We start from the raw sequence: 8,202 nt of genomic DNA, 5'->3' as shown, positions 1-8,202 counted from the left end.
GCGGCCGGCGGCGGCGGGCGTGGCATGAAGGTCGCGCGCAGCGAGGATGATCTCGTGGAAGCACTGCAGACCGCGCGGACCGAAGCGAAAGCCGCCTTCGGTGACGACGCTGTCTATCTCGAGAAATATCTCGAAAAGCCGCGCCACATCGAACTCCAGGTGCTTGGCGACGGCCAGGGCGACGCCATCCACCTCGTCGAGCGCGATTGCTCGCTCCAGCGCCGCCACCAGAAGGTGTGGGAGGAAGGCCCCTCGCCGGCGCTGAACGCGGAAGCGCGCGACAGGATCGGGATGATCGTCGCCAACGCCATGAAGAAGCTGGGCTATCGCGGCGCAGGCACCATCGAGTTCCTCTACGAGAACGGCGAATTCTACTTCATCGAGATGAACACCCGGATTCAAGTGGAGCATCCCGTCACCGAGATGATCACCGGCATCGACCTCGTGAACGAGCAGATCAAGGTGGCGGCGGGCGCGGGCCTCTCCGTGAAGCAGTCCGACGTGAAGGTGAACGGCCATGCCATCGAGTGCCGCGTGAATGCCGAGCATCCCGCGACCTTCCGCCCCTCGCCGGGCGTCGTGAGCTATTTTCACCCGCCTGGCGGCCTCGGCGTGCGCGTCGATTCGGCTGTCTATCAGGGCTACCGCATCCCGCCGAACTACGATTCGCTCGTGGCGAAGCTCATCGTGCATGGCCGCACCCGCAATGAATGCCTGATGCGCCTCCGGCGCGCACTCGATGAATTCGTGGTCGATGGCATCGAGACCACCCTGCCGCTCTTCCGCACGCTCGTGCGAAACGCGGAAATCCAGGATGGCCTCTACGACATCCACTGGCTGGAAAAATTCCTCCGGAATGGCGGAATGGACAACCCGGCCTGAGGCCATCTAGGCTCATGGGCATGAGCGAGGACTTCCCCGTCACGCCCGAAATCCTGCTGCGCGCCTATGCGGCCGGCATCTTCCCCATGGCGGAAAGCGCGGAGGATCCCGGCCTCCACTGGATCGAGCCGAAGCTGCGCGGCATCGTCCCGCTTGATGGCTTCCACCTGCCCCGGCGCCTCGCGCGGCTTGTGAGCAGCCATGATTATGAGGTCGTGGCGGATCGTGATTTCGAGGGCGTCATCACCGCCTGTGCCGCCCCGCGCGGCCCCGAGCGCGAGACCTGGATCAACGCCCCGATCCGCCGGCTCTATGGCGCGCTGTTCGAGAAGGGCTTCTGTCACACCATCGAGGTGCGGAAAGGTTGCGAACTCGTCGGCGGGCTCTATGGCGTCGCGATCGGCGCCGCCTTTTTCGGCGAGAGCATGTTCCACCGCGAGACGGATTGCTCGAAGCTCGCGCTGGCGCATCTCGTGGCGCGGTTGCGCGCGGGCGGCTACCGCCTGCTCGATACGCAGTTCGTGACCGATCACCTGCGCCAGTTTGGCGCGATCGAAATCCCGCGGCTGCGCTATCGCGAGATGCTCGAACGCGCGATCCACCAGCCGGCGGATTTCGCGGTCTGGCCGAAGGATGTCACGCCACCGGTCGAAACCGTGCTGAAATGGCTGGAACCCGTGCCTCAGCGCCCCTGACTGGCCGGGTCGCGCATGCCGCCCATGCCGGGGTTGGTGGGGAAGAAGCGCTGTTGCGGCGCGGGGCGCGGCGGCTGGGCCACATTGCCCGGCGGCAGAACAGCGCCCGGAGGCGCGCCCGGCGCCCCCGGCAGGCGCAGCGGCGGAGAGGTCGCCCCGCCCGGTCCCGGCGGGCGCGTGCCCGGCAGCGGCTGGGCCGGACGCGGATTGCGGCGCAGATCGGCCGGAGCCGGTGGCGGCGGCTCGTCCTCCACCTCGGGCGGGGTCTTGATGATGTCCTTGCCGCCTTTGCACTCGGACAACCAGATATCATAAACCGGATGCTCGATGGCGTTCAGGCCCGGGCTCGAGGCGAACATCCAGCCCGTGAAGAGCCGCTTGTAGCTGTTGTCGAAGCCGACCTCATCGACCTCGACGAAGCTCGTGGTCTGCGGGTTTTCGTATTCCGGCCGCGAATAGCATACGCGCGCCGTGAGCTGGAGCGAGCCGAACTGCACGGTCTCGTCCACCGCCGCCTCGAAGGAGATGATGCGGCCGGTGATCTTGTCGAGACCGGAGAACACGGCGGTCGGGTTCTTGATCTTGTCGGCGAGCGCGGGCGCGGCCAGCAGAGGCAGCGCCGCCGCAAGGGCGAAACCGGTGATGCGGAAGGAAAGGCTCATCTTACGGCATCCGGCCCCGAAAATCCTGCGGGCATCCGGGCAATCTGCCCGGAGCTCGCGCGCTCTAGCACGCAAATCGTGCCGGAAAAAGGGCAGTCGCCGGCGCTCAGCGCGCCGGGTTCCACGGCTCGTAATCGCCGGTCGCGGGCGGGCGCTCGCCGGAGCGCAGCACCGAACCTTCCGGACGATAGGCATTGGCCGTGCCGGTGGCATTCGGCTGGTGCGGCATTTCCCATTCGCGCGGGCGGTAATCCTCCTGCGCGGGCGTGGTGTCGAAGCGATGGTGCATCCAGCCATACCAGCCCGGCGGGATCTTCGAGGCTTCGGCCTCGCCCTTGTAGATGACCCAGCGGCGCTCATGGCCGAGGGCCGGGTCCTTCGCGCCGCCGCGCGTGCGGTAATAGGTGTTGCCGAACTCGTCGGTGCCGACCTTCTCGCCGTTGCGCCAGGTATAGATGCGCGTGCCAAGCGTCTGCCCGTTCCACCAGGTGAAGAACTGGAGAAGGAAGTTTCTCATGGCACGCCTCGAAAGAAGATCTGGATGCCCCGGCCTTCCGGGCAACTTCCGTCCCAGCTTCTCGCAAATTCGCCCGCTGGCGTAAAGCCGCATCGCGCGCTCCGTCCACGAGCTTCCTCGAACCTTCGTCGGGCCGGCAAGGCGGCTGTCATGCTTCGGCCATGATTCCGGGTGAGTCTTATGGATCGCACGCTCGGAAAACCGATTCGGCACAACCGGGACGCGAAGAGCTCCTCACCTGAAATTCAAAGATGCGTCCGATCACCCCGGATTGTGCCTCCGCCAGCGCGTCGGCCTGGCTTGGCAGCCGGGCGGAATCCGTCTTGATTTTTCCGGCCGATGTGGTCGCGCGAGCAGGCAGAAACGAATCCGCGAAAGAATAGAGAGCCTTGGCGAGAATCATCGACTTTTCCCCAAGATTCACACTTTCTCCACCAGATGTTGCGATCCTGAGGCCTGGGCATAACTAGATGTTGACGGCCAGCGAAGCGCCGTCCTAGCGTTGTTGAACCAAGGGCAGTCGGGGTCGCCGGGAGAAATCGTGCTCCGGGCGGATTCCAACGACCAGGCTGAGGAGAGTGCCGGGATGCCCTCTCGCAGGCTGACAAGGTCGGGCCGACAGCCGGCGGAGGGGCGTTCAACAAGCGACATTTTTGACTTTGGGGGCGCACGCGGTTCTGCGTGGTTCGGCGGGATTTTCATCCCGCGCAACGAGACGGGCTGAGCGCCCGCAGGGGACTGACAGAGATGCAATTCGAACGGATCCACACCCAGGCAGGCCAGTCCCCCTATGCGGGGATCGCCTTCCAGACGACCAGATCGGAGATCAAGAACCCCGATGGGTCGATCGTGTTCCGGCTCGAAGGGCTCGAGGTCCCCGATTTCTGGAGCCAGGTCGCGGCCGACGTGCTGGCGCAGAAATATTTCCGCAAGGCCGGCGTTCCGGCGAAGCTGAAGCGCGTGGAAGAGAACGATGTCCCCTCGTTCCTCTGGCGCTCGGTGCCGGATGAGGCCGCCCTCGCCGCCCTGCCCGAGAACGAGCGCTACGGCTCCGAGACAAGCGCCAGGCAGGTCTTCAACCGCCTCGCCGGCTGCTGGACCTATTGGGGCTGGAAGGGTGGGTATTTCACCGCCGAGGCCGACGCCCAGGCCTTCTATGACGAGTTGTGCTTCATGCTGGCGACCCAGCGCGTGGCGCCGAATTCCCCGCAATGGTTCAATACTGGCCTGCACTGGGCCTATGGCATCGACGGGCCGGGACAGGGCCATTTCTACATCGATTACAGGACCGGCAAGCTGACGAAGTCGAAATCGTCCTACGAGCACCCCCAGCCGCATGCCTGCTTCATCCAGGCCGTGAAGGACGACCTCGTGAACGAGGGCGGCATCATGGATCTCTGGGTGCGTGAAGCGCGCCGCTTCAAATATGGCTCGGGCACGGGCTCGAACTTCTCGGCCCTGCGCGGCGAGGGCGAGAAGCTCTCGGGCGGCGGGCGTTCCTCGGGCCTGATGAGCTTTCTTAAGATCGGCGACCGCGCGGCGGGCGCGATCAAGTCGGGTGGCACCACGCGCCGCGCGGCGAAGATGGTCGTGGTCGATGCCGATCACCCAGATATCGAGACCTATATCGACTGGAAGGTGAAGGAAGAGCAGAAGGTCGCGGCCCTCGTGACCGGCTCCAGGATCGTCCAGAAGCACCTCAAGGCGATCATCCGATCCTGCGTGAACTGCGATGGCCCGGGCGATGCCTGCTTCGACCCCGAGCAGAACCCGGTCCTCAAGCGCGAGATCAAGGCCGCGCGCAAGATGATGGTGCCGGATAACTACATCAAGCGCGTCATCCAGTTCGCGAAGCAGGGCTACACCGACATCGCTTTTGACACCTACGACACCGATTGGGACAGCGAGGCCTATCTCACGGTCGCCGGCCAGAACTCGAACAACTCGGTCTCGCTGAAGGATGATTTCCTGCGCGCGGTGGAAGCCGATGGCGAGTGGAAGCTGATCCGCCGCACGGATGGCAAGGTCGCCAAGACCCTCAAGGCCCGCGACCTCTGGGAGAAGATCGGCTACGCGGCCTGGGCCTCGGCCGATCCGGGCCTGCACTTCAACACGACGATGAACGATTGGCATACCTGCCCGGCCTCGGGGCGCATCAACGCCTCGAATCCGTGCTCGGAATACATGTTCCTCGACGACACCGCCTGCAACCTCGCTTCCATGAACCTCCTGCGGTTCTACGATGCGGAAGCCCGCATCTTCGACATCAAGGCCTATGAGCACACGATCCGCCTCTGGACGCTCGTGCTCGAAATCTCGGTGCTGATGGCGCAGTTCCCCTCGAAGGAAATCGCGGAACTCTCTTACGAATTCCGCACCCTCGGCCTCGGCTACGCCAATATTGGCGGCCTGCTGATGACCATGGGCCTCTCCTACGATTCCGATGAGGGCCGCTCGCTCTGCGGTGCGCTGACCGCCGTGATGACCGGCATTTCCTACAAGACCTCGGCCGAGATCGCCTCGGAAGTCGGCCCCTTCCCGGGCTACAGGAAGAACGCGGGCCACATGCTCCGCGTCATCCGCAACCACGCCCGCGCCGCGCATGGCGAGATTGCGGGCTATGAGGGTCTCTCGGTCAACCCGGTGCCGCTCGACCACAGGAACTGCCCGATTGCCGATCTCCTCCCCCGCGCCACCCTCGCCTGGGATGAGGCGCTGGCGCTGGGCAAGAAGCATGGCTATCGCAACGCGCAGGTCTCGGTCATCGCCCCCACGGGCACGATCGGGCTCGTGATGGATTGCGACACCACCGGCATCGAGCCCGATTTCGCCCTGGTGAAGTTCAAGAAGCTCGCCGGCGGCGGTTACTTCAAGATCATCAACCAGGCGGTTCTGCCGGCCCTGCGCACCCTCGGCTATTCCGAGAGCCAGATCGGCGAGATCGAGGCCTATGCCGTGGGCCACGGCTCGCTGCGCCAGGCGCCGGGCATCAACCATTCCTCGCTCGCCGCGAAGGGTTTCTCGGCCGAGACGCTGGAAAAGCTCGAGAAGGCCCTTCCCAGCGCCTTCGACATCAAGTTCGTCTTCAACCGCTGGACCCTCGGCGACGGGCAGATGAAGGCGTTGGGTGTCACCGACGAGCAGTTGGGCGATATGGCATTCGAGCTCCTGCCTTTCCTCGGCTTTACGAAAAAGGAGATCGAGGCCGCGAATATCCATGTCTGCGGCGCGATGACCCTCGAAGGCGCCCCGCATCTGCGCATCGAGCACTACCCGGTCTTCGATTGCGCGACCCCCTGCGGCCGCCTCGGCAAGCGTTACCTCTCGGTCGAGAGCCACATCCGCATGATGGCGGCGGCGCAGCCCTTCATCTCGGGCGCGATCTCGAAGACCATCAACATGCCGAACGAGGCAACCGTCGAGGATTGCAAATCGGCCTACATGCTCTCCTGGAAGCTCGCGCTGAAGGCAAACGCCCTCTATCGGGATGGCTCCAAGCTCAGCCAGCCGCTGAACGCCGCTTTGATCGAGGACGAGGCCGAGGAAGCCGATGAGGCGGTGGAGGCCCTGCTGGCCCAGCCGGCCGCGGCTCGCACGCTGCAGGTCACCGAGAAGATCATCGAGCGCGTCATCGAGCGAATCGAGAAGGTGCGCGAGCGCGAGAAGCTCCCGAACCGCCGCAAGGGCTACACCCAGAAGGCGATCGTGGGCGGCCACAAGGTCTATCTGCGCACCGGCGAATTCGATGATGGCCGCCTCGGCGAGATCTTCATCGACATGCACAAGGAAGGGGCCGCCTTCCGCGCGATGATGAACAACTTCGCGATCGCCATCTCGCTCGGCCTGCAATATGGCGTGCCGCTTGAGGAATATGTCGATGCCTTCACCTTCACCCGGTTCGAGCCGGCCGGCATGGTGCAGGGCAACGACTCGATCAAGAACGCCACCTCGATCCTCGATTATGTGTTCCGGGAGCTGGCCGTGTCCTATCTGGGCCGTAGCGACCTTGCCCATGTCGAGGCCTCCGAAATGGGCTTCGACGCGCTGGGCAAGGGCGAAGGGGCTGACAATGCGCCGCGCGTGCCCGCCGCCCGGGTGCTGTCGTCGGGCTTCGTGCGCAAGCCAAACCTCGCCTCCGCCAATGTGGTGGTGATGTCGGGCGCGCAGGCGGCGGCTCCGGCGCTGCAGCTGCGGGCTGAGGCGCAAGGAGCGCTGGCGCTTGCCGAGGCCGCCGCAGCCGCCTTCGCGGCGCCGCGCCAGGAGATGGCGGTGGCCATGGAGACCACAATCATCGCCACCGCGGACCGGCGCATGGAGGCGCGCATGAAGGGCTATGAGGGCGAGAGCTGCTCCGAATGCGGCAACTTCACCATGGTGCGCAACGGCACCTGCCTGAAGTGCGATACCTGCGGCTCGACGAGCGGCTGCTCGTAACGCCCGGACGCCTTGTTGTGACAACAAACGGAGGCCGGTCATGCGCCGGCCTTCGCGCATTTCAGGGCCTCGGCGCCGCTTCAATCGAAAAAAATATCCACAGCTTCTTGTGAAGGGCGCGCCCGCCTCTTGACAGGTTTTGCCGCCAGAGCCCCCTCAAAACCAGCGTTCATCCGTCCACGGAATAACTTCTGAAACCCCCGTTTTTATTGATTTTTTCCGCGCCAGCGGCCAGTTTGTCCGTGCAAGGACGGTCTGGCCGGTTTTCCCAGCGTTTACCGATTGTTAGCGTGAATCCGCGATAGTCCTGAATGGGGTTCGGCATATTGCCGAATCACGCAAGCGGGTGCACATAACGTGACAACGACGAATGAGACTCGGTTCCTTCACGCCAGGCTGTTCGTCCGTGTGAGGCTTACCTGCGTTGTGGGGCACTAACAACTCTAGGAGAGACAGCAATGGCTGCGAAGAAAGCTGCGAAGAAGCCGGCCAAGAAGAAGGCCGCTAAGAAGCCGGCCAAGAAGAAGGCCGCCAAGAAGAAGTAATCTTCTTATCTTTAAGGACTGGACCCCGGACGGCACCCGCCTCCGGGGTCAGTTCTTTTTGGGACGCTTGTTGCGTCTCTTGTCATGGCCCGGCCGCGGCCGCCGCGGGATGAATGGCGGCCGGATGACAAGCGAGGCCGATCTGTCATAATGAAAAATCGTCATTTCGTGGTCTCGGGAGCGAGCGTTTGGCAGAGTTGAAACATGCCGGCAATCCCTGGTGGACGATCTTGCTGCCTCTGGCGTCGGCGGCGCTGATCGCGTTGTATTTCGGCGGTCTGCTGCCGAAGGAGGGCGCGCTCCGGATTGCCATCGAGGCGGTGTTGCTGTGCGGCGCGATCTTCGCGGCCGTGCATCATGCCGAGGTGGTGAGCGCCCGGGTCGGCGGGCCGGGCGGCGCGATCCACCGCGCGGGGGCCGGCGCCACGATCGTAGTGGGGCGGGTGGTGGGGCGGCTGGGGGACCGC

5 protein-coding genes and 2 pseudogenes are annotated in these 8,202 nt (G+C 64.4%); 4 read left to right on the top strand and 3 right to left on the bottom strand.

Annotated elements, in window-relative coordinates; genetic code table 11:
* Together ACKODO_RS08390 and aat are read left to right on the top strand one after the other, a co-directional pair.
* Positions 1–882, top strand: a pseudogene (locus ACKODO_RS08390) (acetyl-CoA carboxylase biotin carboxylase subunit); the annotation flags it as partial.
* A gap of 20 nt (positions 883–902) precedes the next feature.
* Positions 903–1,577, top strand: coding sequence for a leucyl/phenylalanyl-tRNA--protein transferase (aat, locus tag ACKODO_RS08385; RefSeq protein WP_408982986.1), 675 nt, complete (start codon positions 903–905; stop codon positions 1,575–1,577).
* Here the strand turns inward: aat and ACKODO_RS08380 are convergent.
* From ACKODO_RS08380 to ACKODO_RS08370, 3 genes are all read right to left on the bottom strand, one after another.
* Positions 1,565–2,239: a DUF2155 domain-containing protein gene (locus ACKODO_RS08380; RefSeq protein ID WP_408982985.1), complete on the bottom strand. Its 675-nt coding sequence runs from the start codon at positions 2,237–2,239 to the stop codon at positions 1,565–1,567. The genes aat and ACKODO_RS08380 overlap by 13 nt on opposite strands.
* Before the next feature lie 106 nt (positions 2,240–2,345).
* Positions 2,346–2,756 (bottom strand): NADH:ubiquinone oxidoreductase subunit NDUFA12, encoded by a 411-nt coding sequence (locus ACKODO_RS08375; protein WP_408982984.1) that lies wholly within the window; start codon positions 2,754–2,756, stop codon positions 2,346–2,348.
* Positions 2,757–2,934: 178 nt separating this feature from the next.
* Positions 2,935–3,159, bottom strand: a complete 225-nt coding sequence (locus tag ACKODO_RS08370) for a hypothetical protein (protein ID WP_408982983.1) — start codon at positions 3,157–3,159, stop codon at positions 2,935–2,937.
* Between the two features lie 344 nt (positions 3,160–3,503).
* On the opposite strand from ACKODO_RS08370, the gene ACKODO_RS08365 reads away from it, so the two are divergent.
* Positions 3,504–7,190 carry a vitamin B12-dependent ribonucleotide reductase gene (locus ACKODO_RS08365; protein ID WP_408982982.1) on the top strand — a complete coding sequence of 1,229 codons (3,687 nt, stop codon included), beginning with the start codon at positions 3,504–3,506 and terminating at the stop codon, positions 7,188–7,190.
* Between the two features lie 733 nt (positions 7,191–7,923).
* A pseudogene (locus tag ACKODO_RS08360) lies at positions 7,924–8,202 on the top strand (ionic transporter y4hA); the annotation flags it as partial.

This window comes from Rhabdaerophilum sp. (assembly GCF_046092605.1).
Lineage (GTDB): Bacteria > Pseudomonadota > Alphaproteobacteria > Rhizobiales > Beijerinckiaceae > Rhabdaerophilum.
This window is presented reverse-complemented; position numbering and strand designations above follow the sequence as displayed.